General features: G+C 73.8%; 14 protein-coding genes. 5 read left to right on the forward strand and 9 right to left on the reverse strand.

Annotated features, from left to right (window positions below; translation table 11 throughout):
* Positions 1–17: 17 nt before the first annotated feature.
* The 4 genes from ACGF12_RS01855 to ACGF12_RS01870 form a co-directional block, all read right to left on the reverse strand.
* Positions 18–401 (reverse strand): DUF742 domain-containing protein, encoded by a 384-nt coding sequence (locus tag ACGF12_RS01855; protein WP_380609560.1) that lies wholly within the window; start codon positions 399–401, stop codon positions 18–20.
* Positions 398–829, reverse strand: coding sequence for a roadblock/LC7 domain-containing protein (locus ACGF12_RS01860; RefSeq protein WP_393024020.1), 432 nt, complete (start codon positions 827–829; stop codon positions 398–400). Before ACGF12_RS01860 ends, ACGF12_RS01855 begins: the two co-directional genes overlap by 4 nt.
* Entirely contained in the window at positions 829–3,021 is a 2,193-nt protein-coding gene (locus ACGF12_RS01865; RefSeq protein WP_393024023.1) for an ATP-binding protein, read from the reverse strand. The genes ACGF12_RS01860 and ACGF12_RS01865 overlap by 1 nt, the downstream gene beginning before the upstream one ends.
* Positions 3,022–3,505: 484 nt before the next feature.
* Positions 3,506–4,780, reverse strand: a complete 1,275-nt coding sequence (locus ACGF12_RS01870; protein ID WP_393024026.1) for an acyl-CoA dehydrogenase family protein — start codon at positions 4,778–4,780, stop codon at positions 3,506–3,508.
* Between the two features lie 343 nt (positions 4,781–5,123).
* Between ACGF12_RS01870 and ACGF12_RS01875 the strand changes: the two genes are divergently transcribed.
* The 3 genes from ACGF12_RS01875 (at position 5,124) to ACGF12_RS01885 (ending at position 10,613) form a co-directional block, all read left to right on the forward strand.
* Complete coding sequence (locus ACGF12_RS01875) at positions 5,124–6,200, forward strand: GAF domain-containing protein (protein WP_393024029.1); 1,077 nt, start codon at positions 5,124–5,126, stop codon at positions 6,198–6,200.
* A 362-nt stretch (positions 6,201–6,562) separates the two neighbouring features.
* Positions 6,563–8,137 (forward strand): lipase maturation factor family protein, encoded by a 1,575-nt coding sequence (locus ACGF12_RS01880; RefSeq protein ID WP_393024611.1) that lies wholly within the window; start codon positions 6,563–6,565, stop codon positions 8,135–8,137.
* Between the two features lie 202 nt (positions 8,138–8,339).
* The gene (locus ACGF12_RS01885) at positions 8,340–10,613 is read left to right on the forward strand and encodes a hypothetical protein (protein ID WP_393024032.1); all 2,274 of its coding nucleotides are present in this window, start codon (positions 8,340–8,342) and stop codon (positions 10,611–10,613) included.
* An 88-nt stretch (positions 10,614–10,701) separates the two neighbouring features.
* On the opposite strand, the gene ACGF12_RS01890 is transcribed toward ACGF12_RS01885, so the two are convergent.
* The 3 genes from ACGF12_RS01890 to ACGF12_RS01900 form a co-directional block, all read right to left on the reverse strand.
* Positions 10,702–11,742 (reverse strand): transglycosylase SLT domain-containing protein, encoded by a 1,041-nt coding sequence (locus ACGF12_RS01890; RefSeq protein WP_393024035.1) that lies wholly within the window; start codon positions 11,740–11,742, stop codon positions 10,702–10,704.
* A gap of 50 nt (positions 11,743–11,792) precedes the next feature.
* Positions 11,793–12,599 carry a helical backbone metal receptor gene (locus ACGF12_RS01895; RefSeq protein WP_393024037.1) on the reverse strand — a complete coding sequence of 269 codons (807 nt, stop codon included), beginning with the start codon at positions 12,597–12,599 and terminating at the stop codon, positions 11,793–11,795.
* A gap of 375 nt (positions 12,600–12,974) precedes the next feature.
* Positions 12,975–13,538 (reverse strand): sigma-70 family RNA polymerase sigma factor, encoded by a 564-nt coding sequence (locus tag ACGF12_RS01900; RefSeq protein WP_393024040.1) that lies wholly within the window; start codon positions 13,536–13,538, stop codon positions 12,975–12,977.
* Between the two features lie 76 nt (positions 13,539–13,614).
* Here ACGF12_RS01900 and ACGF12_RS01905 point away from each other — a divergent pair, with 76 nt between their 5' ends.
* On the forward strand, positions 13,615–13,881 hold the full coding sequence (locus ACGF12_RS01905) for a zf-HC2 domain-containing protein (RefSeq protein ID WP_393024043.1): 267 nt from the start codon (positions 13,615–13,617) through the stop codon (positions 13,879–13,881).
* 324 nt (positions 13,882–14,205) lie between these two features.
* On the opposite strand, the gene ACGF12_RS01910 is transcribed toward ACGF12_RS01905, so the two are convergent.
* Positions 14,206–15,129 carry a hypothetical protein gene (locus ACGF12_RS01910; protein WP_393024045.1) on the reverse strand — a complete coding sequence of 308 codons (924 nt, stop codon included), beginning with the start codon at positions 15,127–15,129 and terminating at the stop codon, positions 14,206–14,208.
* Positions 15,130–15,416: 287 nt separating this feature from the next.
* Here ACGF12_RS01910 and ACGF12_RS01915 point away from each other — a divergent pair, with 287 nt between their 5' ends.
* Positions 15,417–16,694 (forward strand): cytochrome P450, encoded by a 1,278-nt coding sequence (locus tag ACGF12_RS01915; protein WP_393024048.1) that lies wholly within the window; start codon positions 15,417–15,419, stop codon positions 16,692–16,694.
* Positions 16,695–16,819: 125 nt separating this feature from the next.
* On the opposite strand, the gene ACGF12_RS01920 is transcribed toward ACGF12_RS01915, so the two are convergent.
* Positions 16,820–17,512 carry an N-acyl homoserine lactonase family protein gene (locus ACGF12_RS01920; protein ID WP_393024050.1) on the reverse strand — a complete coding sequence of 231 codons (693 nt, stop codon included), beginning with the start codon at positions 17,510–17,512 and terminating at the stop codon, positions 16,820–16,822.
* Positions 17,513–17,584: the final 72 nt, after the last annotated feature.

Raw genomic sequence — 17,584 nt, forward strand, 5'->3', positions numbered from 1 at the left:
GAGGGCGGGCCGACCGGTCAGAGCCGGCGGACGCCCTCGATCACGGCCTGGATCAGCGAGATGTCCGGTGCCTCGGCGAGCTGGACCGGTGCCCGGGTGAGGATCAGCCGGGCCTCCGCCAGGTCGTCCAGCAGCACCTTGACCACGCTCACCGGCAGGTCCAGGGTGGCCGCGATCTCGGCCACGGCCAGCGGGCGTTCGCGGCACAGGTCGAGGATCGCGGCCGGTTCGGGTGTTAACCGGGTGGTGTCGGTGCGAGGGTCGGCGGTGACCACCAGGGTGATCAGGGCGAAGCCGTCACGGACCGGGCCGGTGCGCCCGTTGGTGATCGCGTAGGGACGGACCAGGTGGCCGGCGTCCTTGTCGTAGAACCAGCCCTCGTCGGCGTCGGCGGTGGTCACGCACCGCCACCCGCGCCGACCTGGCCGGCGTCGCTGCGCGGCGCCGCGGTGAGGTACTGGCCGACCTGCTTGACCAGCATGTTGATCTCGTAGGCCATCAGTCCGGCGTCCACCTGGTCGCTCGTGAGGACAGCGAGCCGGGCGCCCTGTCCGGCGGTGGTGACGAACAGGAACAGCTGGTCCATCTCGACCACGGTCTGCCGGACCCGGCCGCCGTTGAAGCGGTGCCCGGCGCCGCGGGCGAGGCTCTGCAGGCCGGAGGCGACGGCGGACAGGTGCTCGGCGTCGGCCCGGTCGAGGCCCTGGGACATGCCGACCAGCAGGCCGTCCTCGGAGAGGACGATGGCGTGCCGGGTCTCGGGTACCCGCGCCACCAGCTGGTCCAGCAGCCAGTTGAGGTCGCGCTGGGTGTCGGTGTGCTGCGTCATCACTGCTGTTCCTTGGCTTCCTGAACGGCGGAGGCTTCCGCAGGGGCTTCCCGGGGGGCGGAAGGTGCGGCCGGGTTGGGGGCTGTGGCGGGCGCGTCCGGTTCGGTACCGGCCGCGCGGGCGCTGCGGGTGCCGCGCTGGATGGCGGCCATGGTGGCGCGCGAGCGTGCCGGCGAGAGCTCGTCGGCCTCGCCGGCGTCGTACCGGGGGCCGGTCGGGGCGGCGTGCCCCCCGTACGGCTGAGTCGGCGCGGTGGACGGCATCGAGGGCGCCGAGGGCATTGACGGAAGGGACGGCGCCGACGGCATGGACGCCACCGGCGGCATCATCGCGCCCGGCGCGTTGGCCTCGCGGAGCTGCTCGGCGAGGCTGGCGTTGCGGACCCGCTGCGGCAGGACCCGCGGGGTGCGCAGTTCGCCGTCCGGGCCGTGCTCCACGTGGTCCTCCTGCGGGCGTTCGTGGGTGGGCGCCGAGGGGTCGGCGGTGACGCCGTCGAACCCGGCCGCCGGGTCCACGAGCGGTCCGTCCGCACGGCCGGAAGCAAGGTCGGACGCAAGGTCGGACGCAAGGTCGGAGCCGACACCGGAACCGACGCCCGCACCGTGGCCGGAGGCGACGTCCGCCGGGAGGCCGGCAGCGAACTCCGGGGGATCGGTCGGCAGGGCGTACGGCCGGGGCAGCGCGGGTCGGGGCACGACCACGGCACCGGGCAGCCCGGGGATCTGGGCTCCCACCGGCAGCCCACCGCTGGAGGGGGCGGCGCCACCCTCCCCGTCCAGTCGCGCGAGCAGCTCACCGATGATCACACCGTCGTCCGGCCCCCCGGGGGCGGCGGGCGCCTCGGGCACGGAAGGACCGGAAGGAGAAGGAGCGGAGGGAGCGGACGGATCGGCGGAAGGAGCCGCAGGTCCCTCGCCCAGCAGTCCGCTCAGCACCCCCGCCAGCGCGCCCGACAGCTGCTCGTCGACCTCCCCGAGGTCGCCGTCGGCCGTCGGCTGCTGCTCCGGCACCGGCGTGCGGGTGACCCGCGCGCCGGAGGGCAGCCCGGGTACCGCGGCCGGCTGCCCGGCCTGCCCCAGCAGGACCGAGGGCACCAGCACCACGGCCCGGGTGCCGCCGTACGGCGAGGGCCGCAGGGTGACCTGGATGTCGTGCCGGGCGGCCAGCCGCGCGACGACGAACAGGCCGAGCCGCAGGTCGTCGCCGAGCGCGGACACGTCCAGCTCGGGCGGGTTGGCGAGGTACTCGTTGAGCCGCTCGTACTCCTCCTCGGTCATGCCGAGGCCGCGGTCCTCGACCTCGACCGCCAGACCCTTGGGGACCTCCTGCGCGGAGACCTGCACCTGGGTGTACGGCGGGGAGAAGGTGGTGCCGTTCTCGATCAGCTCGGCGATCAGGTGGATCACGTCGGCGACGGCCTGCCCGCTGAGCGAGGCCCGGGGCACGCCCTGGACGACCACGCGGGCGTAGTTCTCGGTCTCGGAGACGGCGCTGCGCAGCACGTTGACCACGGGTACGGCGTTGCGCCAGCGCCGGGCGGGCAGCGCGCCGCCGAGGATGACCAGGTTCTCGGCGTTGCGCCGCATCCGGGTGGCCAGGTGGTCGACGGCGAACAGTTCGCGCAGGAGCTCGGGTTCCTCGTGCTCGCGCTCCAGGGCATCGAGCATGCTGATCTGGCGGTGGATCAGGATCTGGGTGCGGCGGGCGATGTTGAGGAAGACCTTCTTCGTCCCCTCGCGGCCCTGGGCCTGGTGGACGATGGCCGCGACGGCGGCCTGTCGGACGGCGGCCAGGCCGTCCGAGGTCTGCTGGACCTCGTCGCCGATCCGCCGGGAGGGCGTCCAGGTGGGCGGGGTGGGGACGGTCTCCCCGGCGCGCAGCCGCCCGACCACGTCGGGTATCTCCTGCTGGGCGATCGCGAGGGTGTCGGCCCGCAGTCCGGCCAGTCGGGCGGACAGCGCCCGGACGGCCCGGATCCCGCGGATCAGGCTGATCAGCAGGACCACGGCGACGACGACGGTGCCGGCCAGCAGCGCGGTGCGGTGGTCGGTGTCGCGTAGCAGGTAGGCGGCGTAGCCCCAGGCGGCGGCGAGGCCCAGGCTGGGGACCAGCACGAGGGCGAGGAGTGAGCTGCGGAGGGAGCCGGACCGGCCGGCGCGGTGGCCCGTGCGGGGGGCCGATATGCCTGGCATCTGATTCCTTGTTGCAGGGCCGAGTTGCAGGCCGGGTCGCGGGTCCGAGGGCGGGGTCGGCCCGTGCGGCCCGGGCGGGCTTCAGGGCGCCGAGGCCGGAGCTGCCGGACGGAGTGACGCGGTGTCACCGTCCGGGCGGGGTGCAGCCACGGCCGCCGACGGCAGGAAACCTATCAGCCCCAGGTGCCCTTATCGCAACATCAACTGACGATATGTGAACAGCCGATGGCAGTGGGGCCCGCTCCCGCTCAGGGTGTTCGCCGACGGAACGTCGCAGGTCGGCTCGGTGGTGGCGAAGCCGGAACGGCTCTACGGGAGGGCCGGGTGTGTCTCTCGGCGAGCCGTCAGGAACAGGTCAAACAGTCGTCGTGCTGAAGGTTCGCCACTATCCGGGCAGCGGTTTCCGGTCTGCCGCCCGGGGTGGGCACATGTCCCGGCCCCGGGTCGGCCGCAGCTCGCGGCCGGCCCGGTCGACCGCCGCGGGTCAGCTCGCCATGGAGATCGGGACCACCCGGGCGCCCCGCGAGTGCTGCGGCTTCGCCTCGGCCTCCAACTGGTTGAGCTCGGTCCATGCCCAGCTCGCCACGTCGGCCAGCTCGGCCGACCACTGCTTGCCGTACGTACCCGAAGCCACCTGGCCCAGCCGCAGTTTCTGCACGTCCGAGGTGCCGGCCGGGGCGTAGATGTGGGTGGCGTCCCGCAGGTAGCGGATGATGTTGTGCTCCTCCTGGGTGCCGCGGGCGGCGAAGATCTCCATCGCCTGGCGCGCCGAGTCCATCGCGTACTCGGTGTTGACGAGCTTGGCGTTCATCAGCTCGGCATCGCAGGCCCGGCCGAGGTCCAGCAGATGCGAGGCGTGGTAGGCGGCGAGCTTGGCCGTCATCAGCCGGGACTGCATCTCGCCCAGCTTCAGCGCGACGCTGTTCAGCTGGTTGAGCGGCTTGCCGTACAGCACCCGCTCCTCGGCGTAGCGCACGGTGTCCTCGACGACGGCGACGTGGATGCCCAGTGCGACGGCGCCCAGGTTCAGTCGGCCGTAGAGGGTGGAGGAGGAGTAGGCGACGTCGAGGCCGAGCCCCTCCTCGCCCAGCCGGTTGGCAGCCGGGATGCGGCAGTCCTCGAAGGCCAACTCGCCGAAGCTGAAGCCGTGCAGACCGCCCTGGGTGCCGATCGCCCCGGCGCGGAAGCCGGGCCGGTCGCTCTCGACCAGGAAGGCGGACAGGCCCCCGCTGCCCTTGCCCGTACGGAAGACCACGCCGTGGACGTCGCCGATGTGCGAGTTGCCGACGAACACCTTCCGGCCGTTGAGCACGTACTCGTTGCCCTCGCGGCGGGCGGTGCCGGACATGCCGAGCACGTGGCCGCCGGACTCCGGCTCGGTCACCGCGATGGTCGGCAGGCTCTCCCCGGAGGCGAACTTCGGCAGCCAGAAGCGCCGTTGGGTGTTCGAGCCGAAGTGGATGACCTTGGCGACGCCGAGCTGGGAGGCCTGCGCCATCGCGCCCATCGCGCCGCTGACCCGGGCCAGCTCCTCCACGATGATGGTCTTGGCGAGGTGCCCCAGCCCCAGGCCGCCGAACTCGCGCGGGATGGTGACACCGATCCAGCCGCGACGGGCGATCTCGCGGGAGAGCTCGAACTCGACGTCCCGGTCGGCCTCCATCCTGGCCACCTCGGGACGCACCTCCTTCTCCGCGAACTCACGGACCTCCGCCCGGAGGTTGTCGTGCCGCTCATCGGTGAAGTAGTCCATCGCCATGCTCTGGTCCTCTCGTTGTGGTGGGTGTCGTGCCTCCGTTCGCGCCGTCGATTCCGCTGCGACCATTCCCCCGGCGGGATCACGGGAACTACCGTCCGTGTCTTCGGCAGGGCTCATTGTCATATGTGCGTCCCGGCTCCACAGCTAGCGGATCTTGGATTGGCGAGAATTGGATCATCTTTTTATTGATGGGTTTAGTGTGATGCGGGGTGGGAAGTGCTCCTTCCCCGCTTCGTCAGCCCACCGCGGGGCCCCTCACGTGCGGCTTTGACTGTTCATCGGCAGGGGTGGCGGGCGATCCCGGTAGCCCCGCGACGCCCCAATGTCTGATTACATGTGCGCCATGACTGATGTGATGAGCACTCAAGGCCAGTTCCCGGGTGCTGCCGGGGAGTCCGAGCGGACCCGCAGGCTGCGCAGCCTGGGTCTCAACGAACCCTCCGCGGACGAGGCCTTCGACCGCTTCGCCCACCTTGCAGCCAGCATCACCCGCGCTCCCATCGCGATGGTCAACTTCATCAACGACGAGCGTCAGATGTTCCGAGGGCTCTACATTCCGCCAACTTCGTCCGAGGTTGCGCACGAAGAAGGTGCCTCCTGGGCGGATCGAGGCATCGCCTTCGACCTTCCCACCCGCCAGATGCCGCTGAGCCACGGCTTCTGCCCGCACGTGGTCGCCCAGCGCTCGCCCCTCGCGCTGGACGACATCCTCGCCTACCCCCGGTTCGCCGGAAACCCGGTCGTGGACGAACTCGGAGTCCGGGCCTACCTCGGCGCCCCGCTCGTCGACGACACCAACACCGTCATCGGCACCGTCTGCGTCCTCGACCGGGAACCCCGGCAGTGGGGGCGGGAGCGGCTGCGCGACATCCAGCACCTCGCCGAGGCGCTGCTCTCCGAGATCCGGCTGCGCGACAACCTGCTCGCCCAGCAGCAGGAGATGTTCGCCGCCTTCGACGGATCCCCGTTCCCGATCATGCTGACCGACGGCCCCGGCCAGGAGATCCGCTACGCCAACGCCCAGCACGCCGACACCTTCGGCGCCCCGGTGGCGTACGGGTCGATCGGCGCGGCCTACCCGCAGCTCGGCGCGGCCGGGCTCCAGCAGGCCGTCACGGAGGCGTACCACACCGGCCGCGCCACCGTCCTCAACGACGTCCGGATCCAGTCCGGCCGCCCCGAGGTGCAGCGCATCCAGCAGATCTTCAGCTTCACCTGCACCCCGATGCGCAACGCGCGCACCGGCCAGGTCAACGGTGTCCTCACCGTCGGCATGGACGTCACCGCGCAGTCCCGCACCGAGGAGGAGCTCGGCACGCTGGCCGCGCTGCTGGTCGACCGGCTCCAGCAGAACGGCGCCGCCACCGCGACCGGCCGCCCGGGCGTCGCCGGCGGGTCCGGACTCGTCCTGCCGAGCTGAGCCGCCGACCCGCCGCCCGCGCGCGGCACCGCGGCCGCGGCCGCCGGCTCCGCCCTCCGTACCGTCCACCACCGTGGCGGGGCGCCTCTCACCCCCGAGGAGAGGCTCCCCGCCACGGTGCCGTCCGGGTGCTGCGCGCACGGCACCGTGGTGCACGGCCCCTTTGCCCCACCAGCCGGCGACTCACCGCCCACCCGCCTCACCGCTCTTCGGCCTGCTCCTCAGCAGCCTTCGCCTCACGGCCCTTCGCCTCACGGCCCTTCGCCTCACCGCCCTTCACCCCGGGCCGAGCGGGTGAACCGTCCGCCGCCCGCGCCCCGGCCGGGCCCGGGCGGGGGCCGCCGATGGTAGGCATGGGCCGCATGGACTGGTTCGCCGCCCCCGACTACTGGCTGAGCCGGCTGCTCGTCCAACGCCTGCTCGCCGGCCTCTACCTGATCGGGTTCCTCGCCGCCGCCGCGCAGTTCCGCGCCCTGATCGGCGCCGACGGCATGCTGCCGGTGCCCCGCTTCACCGCCCGCGTCCCGTTCCGCCAGGCCCCGAGCCTCTTCCACCTCCACTACAGCGACCGCTTCTTCGCCGCCGTCGCCTGGAGCGGCGCCGCCCTGGCCGCCGCCGTCGCCGCCGGACTCGGCGACGCCGTCCCGCTCTGGGCCTCGGTCCTGCTCTGGGCGGTGCTCTGGGTCCTCTACCTCTCCATCGTCAACGTCGGGCAGACGTGGTACTCCTTCGGCTGGGAGTCCCTGCTGCTCGAAGCGGGCTTCCTGGCCGCCTTCCTCGGCAACGCCGACGCAGCCCCGCCCACCCTCGTCCTGTGGCTGATGCGCTGGCTGGCCTTCCGGGTCGAGTTCGGCGCCGGACTGATCAAACTGCGCGGCGACACCTGCTGGCGCGACCTGACCTGCCTGCGCTACCACCACGAGACCCAGCCGATGCCCGGACCGCTCAGCTGGTTCTTCCACCACCTGCCCGACCCGCTGCACCGCGTCGAGGCCGCCGCCAACCACTTCGTCCAACTCGTCGTCCCGGTCGGCCTGCTGCTCCCGCAGCCGATTGCGAGCTACGCGGCCTGCGCCGTGCTCGCCACCCAGCTGTGGCTGGTCGCCTCCGGCAACTTCGCCTGGCTCAACTGGCTGACCATCGCCCTCGCCCTCGCCGCCGTCGAACCGGCCCGCCTCGGCCTGCCCGTGCACGCCCGCCGGTACCCCGGCGCCCCCCTCTGGTACGAGGCGCTGGTGATCGCGCTGACCGTCGCCGTCCTCGTCCTCAGCTACTGGCCGGTCACCAACATGGTCTCGCGCCGCCAGGTGATGAACCGCTCCTTCAACCGGCTCCACCTCGTCAACACCTACGGCGCCTTCGGCAGCGTCAACCGGCTGCGCCAGGAGGTCGTGGTCGAGGGCACCGACGAGGCCGTCCTCACCCCGTACACCGTCTGGCGCGAGTACGGCTTCAAGGGCAAACCCGGCGACGTGCGCCGGCTTCCGCGCCAGTACGCCCCCTACCACCTGCGGCTCGACTGGCTGATGTGGTTCGCCGGCATCTCGCCCGCCTACGCCCGTCCCTGGTTCCTGCCCTTTGTCGCCCGCCTGCTGGCCGGCGACCGGGCGACCCTCCGGCTGCTGCGCCACAACCCCTTCCCCGACGACCCGCCGACCCACGTCCGGGCGACCCTCTATCTCTACCGGTTCACCGGATGGCGCGAACTACGGGAAACCGGCGCGTGGTGGCACCGCACCGCGCTGCACGAGTACCTCGCGCCGGTCGACGAGCACACCCTCGGTCGGGCCGGCTACCGCCCGCCGCTCGGCCGACCCGCCCGCAGCGCCCGCAAGGTCCCGCTGGACGGGCTGCGGCGGCCCCGCCCACCCCGGACGGAGCACCCCGGCCACCCGTCCGGACCAGGGGAGGGCCACCCGGGTGGCCCTCCCGAGTAGCGTCCAGGCGGGCGGTATGGCACACGACACCGGCCCGTCCGGCGGTGGGTGCGTGCAAGGCTCGAACGGGCACCCGTATTCTGGGCCTCCACAACCGGCGGCCCGACCGCGCGCCCCCGGCCCCCCCAGGGGCATTCCGCGCAACCGGTCCGTCGCCCCCTCGCCGCCAGCCCCGCCGTCGACGCCCAGAACCGGACCAGACATGACAGTGCTTCACTCGCGCAACGCCGACGCAGCCGACCCGGCGGACGTCGCCGGCGCCGCAGACGTCAAGGACCTCCAGGACGCCGCCGCGGAGCCCGACCTCCGCGAGGACCTCGGCCGCTACGCCGAACTCGGCGCCTTCACCGTCCGCGCCGACACCCACGCCTGGTACGCGGCCGTCGACACCGTCGCCACCTCCGAGGACGCCCGCGCCGCCTCCACCGCCCTCGCCGAACTGCGCGGCCGCGACCTCCAGCAGACCTGGGAAGCCGTCACGGCCCTGGCCGCCGAGGCCAAGCTCGACGAACCCGCCACGGTCGCCAAGACCGCGCTGCTGGTCGAGATGCTCCAGCGGGTGCACCGCACCTCCGCCACCCTCACCACCGCCGCCTACGACGCAGACCTCACCGCCCTCGTGGCCGCCACCGCCGACAGCAGCTGGCGCCGAGAGAACGGCGTCAAGCTCTCCTGGCTGCGCGGCCGCTCGCTGCGCAAGCAGGCCGCCGCCCTGGCCACCGACCGCCGGGTCCGCCGCGAGGACCTGCACGAGGCCCTCACCTCCGCCGAGATCGAGCGCCGCGCCTGGGTCGCCCTCGCCCCGGCCGGCACCCTCCCGACCGTGCCCGCCGACGGCGCCCTGGTCGACCGCACCGCCCAGGCCTTCGAGGCCATCAACACCAGCCTGCGCGGCCTCGCCCGCCTGCTGCCCGAGCACGACCTGGACGGGATCGCCTTCGCGGACCTGGTCGACCTGGTCGAGCGCCTCGCCGCCGACGAGGGCACTCTCTACCGCCTGCCCGCCATCCGCAGCCTGCGCGCCACCCTGGAGGAGGCCGGCCTCGGCGACCTGCTCGCCGAGCTCACCGCAGCCAAGGCCGACCGCCGCGCCGCCGAGGCCGCGTACGCGGCGCGCCAGGCGCTCGCGGGCGGGCAGCGGGACGGGCTGGCGGAGTCGGTCGAGACGGGTGCCGGGGAGTCGCTGGTCGAGGTGCCGGAGGTCGAGGCGTCGGACGCCGATGCCGAGGCTGCTGCGCGTCAGGCCCTGGCCGGCGGCCAGCGGGACGGCCTCGCGGAGGAGGCGCCGGTTTCGGTGACGGCTCCGGTCGAGGCTGAGGCTTTTGTGGCCGTGGCCGTGGCCGAGGCCGAGGCCGAGGCAGAGGGCGAGACCGAGGTCAAGGACGAGGTCGACACCGAGGCTGTCGAGACGCCGTCGGGCTCGCACCCGGACTCCGTCGAGGTCGAGCCGGCTGCGGTGGAAGAGGTGACGGAGGAGGAGACCCCGGCCGCCGTGGTGTCCCTCCCGGCGCCCTCCCCGGCCGCCGACGACCTGGTGGCCGCCGCGACCGCCGCGCTGGCCGAGGCCGCGGCTGCGGACGAGACGGAGGCGGAGCGAGCGGAGGAGCCTGTCGCCGAGGTTGCGGCCGTCGAAGAAGTGACCGAGGAGGCTGCCGACGTCGAGCCGGTGGTCGAGGTCGAGGCCGAGGCCGTCGAGGTTGCTGAGCCCGGGGCACCCGCTGCCGAGGAGCCGGTCGCTGAGGTCGGGGCCGTCGATGAGGTTCCTGCCGTTGAGGTCGGGGAGTCTGTGGCTGAGGTCGAGGAGCTGACCGAGGCTGCGATCGCCGAGCCCGCCGAGCCCGCCGAGCCCGTCGAGGTTGGGGAGCCGGCGGCTGAGGTCGAGGCCGTCGACGAGGCCCCTGCCACCGAGGCCGAGGAGTCGGCTGCTGAGGCTGACGGGGCCGAGGAGGCTCCGGTCGCTGAGGTCGCTGAGGTCGCTGAGGTCGCTGAGGTCGCTGAGGTCGCCGAGGTCGCCGAGCCGGTGATCGAGGCCGAGACTGCCGAGGAACCCCCGGCGGCCGTGGCCGAGGAAACCGCCGTCGAGTCCGAGGTTGTCGCCGAGGTTCCTGCCGTCGAGGTCGCGGAGCCCGTCGTCGGGTCCGAGGCCGTCGAGGAAGCCCCCGCCGTCGAGCCCGAGCCCGAGCCCGAGCCCGAGCCCGCCGTCGAGCCCGAGCCCGTCGCCGAGTCGACCGCTGCCGAGCCCGCTCCCGAGGCCCCCACCGGCCGTCCCGAGAAGCCGGACTTCACCCCCGGCCGCCCCGTGACCGCCTACTCGGCCGACGAGCTGCTCGCCGTCGTCCGCTGGGTCGACGGCGACGGTACCGGGCGGACCGACGAGGAGCTGCTCCGGGCCGCCATGAAGGAGCTGGGCTTCGCCCGCCTCGGTCCCCGGATCAAGGAGGCGCTGGGCTCCGCCGTCGCCGCCGCGCGCGGCTGACGCGTCAGTACCCACAGCAGGGCCCGGGACGCACGAGCGTCCCGGGCCCTGTGCTGCATGCGGGCCGTCAGTCGAGAGCTGTGGCTCGTCAGCCCGCCTTGTTCCACGGCTGGCTGGACATCAGCGCCTTCACGTTGGACACGTACTTCGGGTTCGGGATGTCCAGGCTGCCGACGACCTCGCCCGTGGTCGGGTCGGTGACGGCGTTGTAGTGCACGTTGCCCGCGCCCGCGTTGTACGCCGAGATGACCAGGTCGAGCAGCGGTGTCTTGCCGGTGACCGGGTCGGGGGAGAGGTCGTACTTGCCGCCGAAGGAGGAGTCGCCGTAGTAGGCGACCAGCCAGTTGAGCAACTGGGTGCCGAGCTGCACGTTCCCGGCGAGGGTCTTCGGGTCGGAGGTCGTACCGAACTTGCCGTTCATCCAGTTGACGGTGTTCGGCATGACCTGCATGGTGCCGATCCCGCCGTCGCAGGCGAGGATGCCGGACTGCCAGCCGCTCTCCTGCCAGGCGATCGCCTTGACCAGGTTGACCGGCAGCGGCGGGAGCTTGTCGGTGCCGCCCGAGCTGAGGGTGAGCACCCGGGACTGGCCGGCTGCTGCCGTGAGCGCCGCGCCGACGGTCTCCTTGGGCTCGTCCGGCTGGGGCTTGCTGGGCTGGCAGCCGCTCTGCAGCGGCGGCACGTGCGGGGCCGGCGGTGCGGGCGGCGGCGGGAGCGCGACCGCGCCGGGCTTGGCGGTGGGTACCGGGGCGGCGACGACGGGCTTCTCGACCGGCGGCTGGGTGGCGGGCGCGCCGGCCGCGTTGCCGGGGGCCGGCTTGGCGGTGCCCGGCTGGGTGCTCGGTGCGGCCTTCGCCGTCTTGCCCGCCCCGGTACTGGCGGCGGCGCTCGGGCTGCGCGAGGCACTGGGGCCGGCTGACGCCGAGTCGGTCGGCGTCGGGGCGGCGCTCGCGGACGGGCTCGGGCTCGGCGTGTCGCTCGGCGAGGCGGTGGCGGCCGCGGGCGTGCTGGTCGCCGCCGCGTTCTGGTGGTCGTCGGTGTGCTTGGTGCCGCAGCCCGCCAGGACGGCGGTCGACACGGCGGTGGCGGACACCAGGATCAGTGTCCGCCGGGTGGTGCTCAGCCTCATGCGTGGTTCCCCCCACTTGTCGCCGGTGATCCCGGAGAGTGGCGGTCATCCTACGATGTGGGCATCGAGCCCTGTACGAACGGGTGGTCGATCGCCTGCCGCAGCACGGTCGGCGCGGCGGCCAGGGAGGGGCCGTACCAGGTCAGGTGCCGTCCGCTGACCAGCGCGGCCGGGACGTTCGGGAACGCCTCCGGGCCGTCCTCGGCGGTGAAGCGGTACGGTTCGTCCGGTAGCACCACCAACTCCGCTCCGCTCGCCAGGAGTTCGGGCAGTGGAACGGCGGGGTAGCGCTCGGGGTGGTCGGCGTGGACGAGCCGCAGGCCCAGGCGGCGCAGCAGGTCCCCGGCAAAGGTGTCGCGGCCGAGCACCATCCAAGGGCGGCGCCAGATCGGCACGATCGCGCGCGGACCGTCCGCCGTCGGCCGCACCTCGCGCCAGGCCGCCTCCGCCTCGTACAGCCAGGCCGGGCGGGGCAGTCGGCAGGCGGCGGTGAGCAGGCGGTCCAGCGAGCGGAACGCGTCGTCCAGAGTGCGGATGTCGGTGACCCAGACCGGCACCCCGGCGGCCCGCAGCGCGTCCAGGTCGGGGCGCCGGTTCTCCTCGTCGTTGGCCAGCACGAGGTCCGGTCCGAGGGCGAGGATGCCCGGAACGTCCGGGTTCTTGGTGCCGCCGATCCGGGTGACGGCCAGGTCGGCGGGGTGGCTGCACCAGTCGGTGGCGCCGACCAGCAGGCCGGGTGCGGTGGCGGCGACCGCCTCGGTCAGCGAGGGCACCAGCGAGACCACCCGGCGCGGCGGGTGCGGCCCGATCCGTACGGGCAGGTCGAGGTCGTCGCGCAGCGGGGTGGGTTCGGCCATCCGGCCACCCTACGGGCAGGGCGGTCGTGAGGGGCCGTCATGCGGCTTTCGTAGGCGGCGTCCCTGGCGGTGATGTGCAGGTCGGCGGATATGTCGGTGAGTGCCAGGCTGGCCACGTTCATGTCGAGCATCGCGACGAACGAGAGCAGCCCGTCGGCAACGGCCAGGCTCCACCGGTCGACCGGCTCGGTCTGATGGTCGGTCGGGAACGGCTTGGTCGAGGGCGCGGCGGCTCCAGCTCCGAACGCCCGGGGGGAATTTTTGCGAGGGGTGACTTTCGGCGAACAGATAACAGCTGACAGATTTCGAAATCTGTCAGCTGTTATCTGTCATCTGTAATCTGTTACTTGTCCGTGGTCGGCTGCCCGCCCCCGCTCAGCAGGCCGCCGCGAGCTCCCCGGTCTCGGCCGCCCGCAGTCGCGCCATCAGCTCCTCGCGCGCCCGGGCGACCCGGGAGCGGACGGTGCCGACGGGGCAGCCCGCGACCTCCGCCGCCTCGGCGTAGCTCAGGCCGACCACCTGGGTCAGCACGAAGGCCTCCCGCCGCTGCGCGGGCACCCGGTCGAGCAGGTCCCCGAGGGCGATCCCGTCCTCGAACCCGGCCGTCGGGGTGGCACCCTGCCGCTCCGCCGCCTCCTGCCAGTCCGGCAGCGCCGCGCAGCGCGGCCGGGCGGCGGCCATCCGGTAGCGGTCGACCACCGTGCGCCGGGCGATGGACAGCAGCCAGGTGCGGGCCGAGGAGCGTCCGGCGAAGGCGGGCAGGCCGCGCAATGCGCGCAGGAAGGTTTCCTGGGCGAGGTCGTCGGCGGACTGGACGTCCGTCAGGTGGGCGACGAAGCGCCACACGTCCCGCTGGGTCGCGCGGACGAAGGCCTCGACGTCTGCCGCCCGGCCCGAGCGGGCGGTCAGCGCGAGCGCGGTGAGCTGGTCGTCATCCACGGCGGCCTCCCGCCCGGCCGGCCCGGCCAGCCCGGCCCGCCGTCCCGGCGCGCCGGCCGTGCGGGACGATGGTCACATGAGATGCGCGCAGTTCCGTACCGCTCTGTCCGCCCGGCTCGACGGTGAATCGAGTGGCCTGTCGGACACCCGGCTGGACAAGCACCTCGCGCGCTGCACCGGCTGCCGGGAGTGGCACGACCGGGCCGAGCGGCTGCGCGGCGAGGTGTGGGCGGCCGCGACCGACGGGCCGTCGCCCGAGTGGTCGGCCCGGCTGTTGGCCCAGCTGGAGGCGGAAGGCCCGGTCGGTCACGCTCCGGAAGGCCCGCAGGGCGCGGAGCGGTAGGACGGTGGCGCAGGCCGGAGCCGGTGCGCCGTCGTAGTGAGGCATGGGAAGGTCCCGAGGGGAAGGCTGGGAACGGCGCCGCGCGCGGCGGCACCGCAGACGTCCATGGGGCGATCGCGCGGCACACCGCACCTCCGGTAGAAGGCGTCGACGAACGCGGGCCCGAACCCTGCTCGGCACGGTGCGTGGGGGCACTCCGGCACGGCGACCCGAAGGTGCGGTGGCAGCGGGGTGCGACGGACGACGGCACGACAGGGCGACCTGCCCGTCACGGAGGTCCCGGCAGCGGCCGAGGTCGGCCGGGGGAGGGGCGCGGCGGGCGCGTCAGCAGGCGAGGGCGAACGCCGGCGGGCCGCGCCGGACGACGGCATGCGTGAGCAGCGCCGACCGGGGCGGCCGGGCAGGTCGGTCGGCGGGCCGGGGCGGTGCCGGCGGCCGGTACCCGAAGGGGCGGGCGACCAGCGCCAGTAGCGGGAGCAGCAGCGCCCCCGCGACCACGCTCCCGAGCGCGCCGAGCAGTTCGAAGAGTCGCACCAGCGCGACGTCACCACGCCAGAGCAGCAGCGCACAGGCCAGCGCCGCCAGCACGTGGGCGATCGCCATCCCCGGCGACATGCCGTGTGACATGCCGGGGGGCATCCCGTGCGCCATCCCGTGCGTCATCCCGCCGGACAGGTCATGCGACATCCCCGACGACATCGCGTGGGACGTCCCGGCGGGCATGCCCGGCATGCCTGGCATGCCCGGCATCCCGGGCGGGCTCATGTCCATGGCCATCCCGTCGGCCGACCCGGCCGCCGCCCCGTGGTGCATCCCCGCGAGCGGGCGCAGGCCGGCGGTCGCCGGCGGGACGTCCGGGTCGATGCCGGCCATCCGTGCCAGCTCGACGGGGGAGAGCCCGTCCGGTACCCGGTCCGGGTTGCAGAGCAGCAGGGCGGCCCAGTCCGTGGTGGCGAGCCGGCCGAGACCGCCGCCCCCGCGACCGAACGACCCGGCTTGTTCGAACAGCAGGTGCAGCGCGCTCTGCGCCGCGACCATCCACGCGCTGATCACACCGAGCCCGCGCGGCTTCCTGGCCAGCAGCCAGGTCAGCCCGAGGATCGCCCCGAACGCGCCGAGCAACACCGGTGGCGAGACCCCGGCCCCGGCCATGGCGACGTGCGCCGTGGCGGCCATCGCCACGCACAGCGCGGCGAAGACCGCGGCGCGCAGCAGGCGAATCCGGTCGGTCATCACGATGGCACTCATCGTCGCACCCGCCTTGCCCGGCCCGTACCGCACCCTCCGGTATTGGCCGGTTCCGTCCCGTGAGACCATGCCCGGCTTCCCGATCCCCGCCTGCCCGGTCGGCCGGCGGCCCGGTTGACCGGCGAGCCGGCCCGGTCGACAGATGAACCGATCAGCCGCTCATGGCACCCATTCATGCAGCCGTCGATGCGACTTGACATCGCGCAACCTCTGCTCACTAAATGTGCACACGCCGACACGGACCGTACGTGTCGGAAGGAAGCGGGCCGGAAGCAGGAGGCAGGACCATGGACGCCCCGACGGAGATCTCCGCGGCCACCCCGGCAGGAACCCCGGCGTCAGCCACCGCCGACCTCGCCGACCCCCGTTTCTGGCAGTTGCCCGCCCCCGCCCGAGCCGCCGCCTTCGCCGAGCTGCGCCGCCGCCCCGCCCCGGCGTACTTCGGCGACCGCGCCACCGGTCGCGGCTTCCACGCCCTGGTCCGGCACGCCGACGTGGTCGAGGCCAGCCGTACCCCCGCCGTCTTCCTCTCCGGCCCGGGCGTGACCACCCCCGAGCCGGCCCGCTGGGTCCGGGTGCTGTTCGGCGACTCCATGGTCAACCTCGACGACCCCCGCCACGCCCAGCTGCGCCGGATCGTCTCGCGGGCCTTCACCCCGCGGCTGCTCGGCCGGGTCGAGGAGGACGTCCGCCGGATCACCACCGCCCTGGTGGACGAGGTCGAGCGCGGTCGGCCCGCGGACTTCGTCGGCGCGGTCGCCGCCGAGCTCCCCTTCCAGGTGATCTGCACCATGATGGGCATCCCCGCGGAATCGCGCCGCGCCATCCTCGACCTGGTCAACCGCACCTCCGAGGACATCGGCGTGGCCCGTCCGCTGCGCCGCCGGTTCCGGGTGCCCGGGCGCGGGCTGGCGGCGCTCGCCCGGATGCAGGGCATCGTCGCCGGGATCGGCCGCGAGCGCCGCCGCCGGCCCGCCGAGGACCTGATCTCCGCGCTGGTCACCGCCGACGTGGACGGCCGCCGGCTCACCGGCCGGGAGCTGGGCGCCTTCTTCACCCTGTTGTTGGTGGCCGGGGTGGAGACCACCCGCAACGCGCTGGCCCACGGCCTGCACCTGCTGACCGTCCACCCCGAGCAGCGGGCCCTGCTCCTCGCCGACCTGAACGGGCGGCTCGACGGCGCGGTGGACGAGATCGTCCGGCACGCCTCGCCGATCATCCAGTTCCGCCGGACCGTCGCGGTGGACCACGAGCTGGGCGGCCCCGGCGGCCCGCTGCTGCGGGCGGGGGAGAAGGTCGCGCTGTACTACGGCTCGGCGAACCAGGACGAGGAGGTCTTCCCCGACCCGGACGCCTTCGACATCACCCGCAGCCCGAACCCCCACCTCGGCTACGGCGGCGGTGGGCCGCACTACTGCCTCGGCGCCCACCTGGCCCGGCAGGAGATGACGGCGCTGCTGCGGGAGCTGTTCACCCGGCTGCCCGACGCGCGGTCGGTCGGCGCGCCGGAGCTCGTCCCGTCCAGCTTCGACCACCGGGTCCGGTCGCTGCGGTTCACCTTCTGAGTCCTCGCCCGGCCCCGGGCCGGAGTCCTCGCCCGGCCCCGGGGCCGGAGTCCTCGCCTGGGCCCTCGCTCGAAACCCTCGTCCGAGTCCTCGCCCGGGCCCGCGTCTGCGTCCCCGATGGCCCGTCAGGCGAGCTCCCAGACCGCGTGGTCGTGCGCGAAGAGCACCTGTCGCGGCCCGTGCTCGGCCACCCGGTCCAGCCAGGCGCGGTACCCGGGCAGCGGCGCGGCCACCCCCTCGCGGGCGGCCTGCCGGGCGAGCACCGCCTGCCCGTACTCGGTGGCGAAGTCGTACGCCTGACCGGCCAGCAGAACCGTGCAGTCGCCCAGCCGCTCGACCAGCAGGGACTGGTGGCCGTCGGTGTGTCCGGGGGTGGGCAGCACCTGGACGCCGGGCCAGATCTCGGTCTCGCCGTCGAGCTCGCGGTAGACGGCGCCGGGGAAGTCGACCAGCGCGTCGATGGTGTAGTCGCCGCGCCGGGCGGTGGCCAGCTCCTCGGCCTGGACCAGGACCGGCGTCCCGGCGAGCAGCGGGTTGCCGCCGCAGTGGTCGAAGTGCAGGTGGCAGTTGACGACCAGGTCGATGTCCGAGACCGAGACGCCGGCCGCGGCGAGCGCCTCCGGCAGCGGGCGGCGGACCGGGCGGTAGTGCGCCTCGGTCTCCGGCGAGCCCGCGCCGATCCCGGTGTCGAACAACAGCAGCCCCTCCGGGCCCCGGACCAGGTACGCGAGCACCGGCTCCACCCGAGGCTCTCGGCCGCCCACCTCGGAGGCCGGCCGGACGAAGTAGCCCAGGTCGAGACGGCGGATCCTGTGCATTCGTCCCCCTTGTCACTCAGCCCCCGTGCCTACGGCCGGAACCGGCCGCTGTTTCGCACCCTACCCGCGGAC

This window comes from Kitasatospora sp. NPDC048296, from assembly GCF_043201815.1.
Lineage (GTDB): Bacteria > Actinomycetota > Actinomycetes > Streptomycetales > Streptomycetaceae > Kitasatospora.

What these genes read in the sequence shown, in the direction of transcription:
- ACGF12_RS01890 (WP_393024035.1), bottom strand. Translation starts at nt 11,742, where the DNA reads ATGAGGCTGAGCACCACCCGGCGGACACTGATCCTGGTGTCCGCCACC.
- ACGF12_RS01910 (WP_393024045.1), bottom strand. Translation starts at nt 15,129, where the DNA reads ATGAGTGCCATCGTGATGACCGACCGGATTCGCCTGCTGCGCGCCGCG.
- ACGF12_RS01875 (WP_393024029.1), top strand. Translation starts at nt 5,124, where the DNA reads ATGACTGATGTGATGAGCACTCAAGGCCAGTTCCCGGGTGCTGCCGGG.
- ACGF12_RS01915 (WP_393024048.1), top strand. Translation starts at nt 15,417, where the DNA reads ATGGACGCCCCGACGGAGATCTCCGCGGCCACCCCGGCAGGAACCCCG.
- ACGF12_RS01895 (WP_393024037.1), bottom strand. Translation starts at nt 12,599, where the DNA reads ATGGCCGAACCCACCCCGCTGCGCGACGACCTCGACCTGCCCGTACGG.
- ACGF12_RS01870 (WP_393024026.1), bottom strand. Translation starts at nt 4,780, where the DNA reads ATGGCGATGGACTACTTCACCGATGAGCGGCACGACAACCTCCGGGCG.
- ACGF12_RS01880 (WP_393024611.1), top strand. Translation starts at nt 6,563, where the DNA reads ATGGACTGGTTCGCCGCCCCCGACTACTGGCTGAGCCGGCTGCTCGTC.
- ACGF12_RS01920 (WP_393024050.1), bottom strand. Translation starts at nt 17,512, where the DNA reads ATGCACAGGATCCGCCGTCTCGACCTGGGCTACTTCGTCCGGCCGGCC.
- ACGF12_RS01860 (WP_393024020.1), bottom strand. Translation starts at nt 829, where the DNA reads ATGACGCAGCACACCGACACCCAGCGCGACCTCAACTGGCTGCTGGAC.
- ACGF12_RS01905 (WP_393024043.1), top strand. Translation starts at nt 13,615, where the DNA reads ATGAGATGCGCGCAGTTCCGTACCGCTCTGTCCGCCCGGCTCGACGGT.
- ACGF12_RS01885 (WP_393024032.1), top strand. Translation starts at nt 8,340, where the DNA reads ATGACAGTGCTTCACTCGCGCAACGCCGACGCAGCCGACCCGGCGGAC.
- ACGF12_RS01865 (WP_393024023.1), bottom strand. Translation starts at nt 3,021, where the DNA reads ATGCCAGGCATATCGGCCCCCCGCACGGGCCACCGCGCCGGCCGGTCC.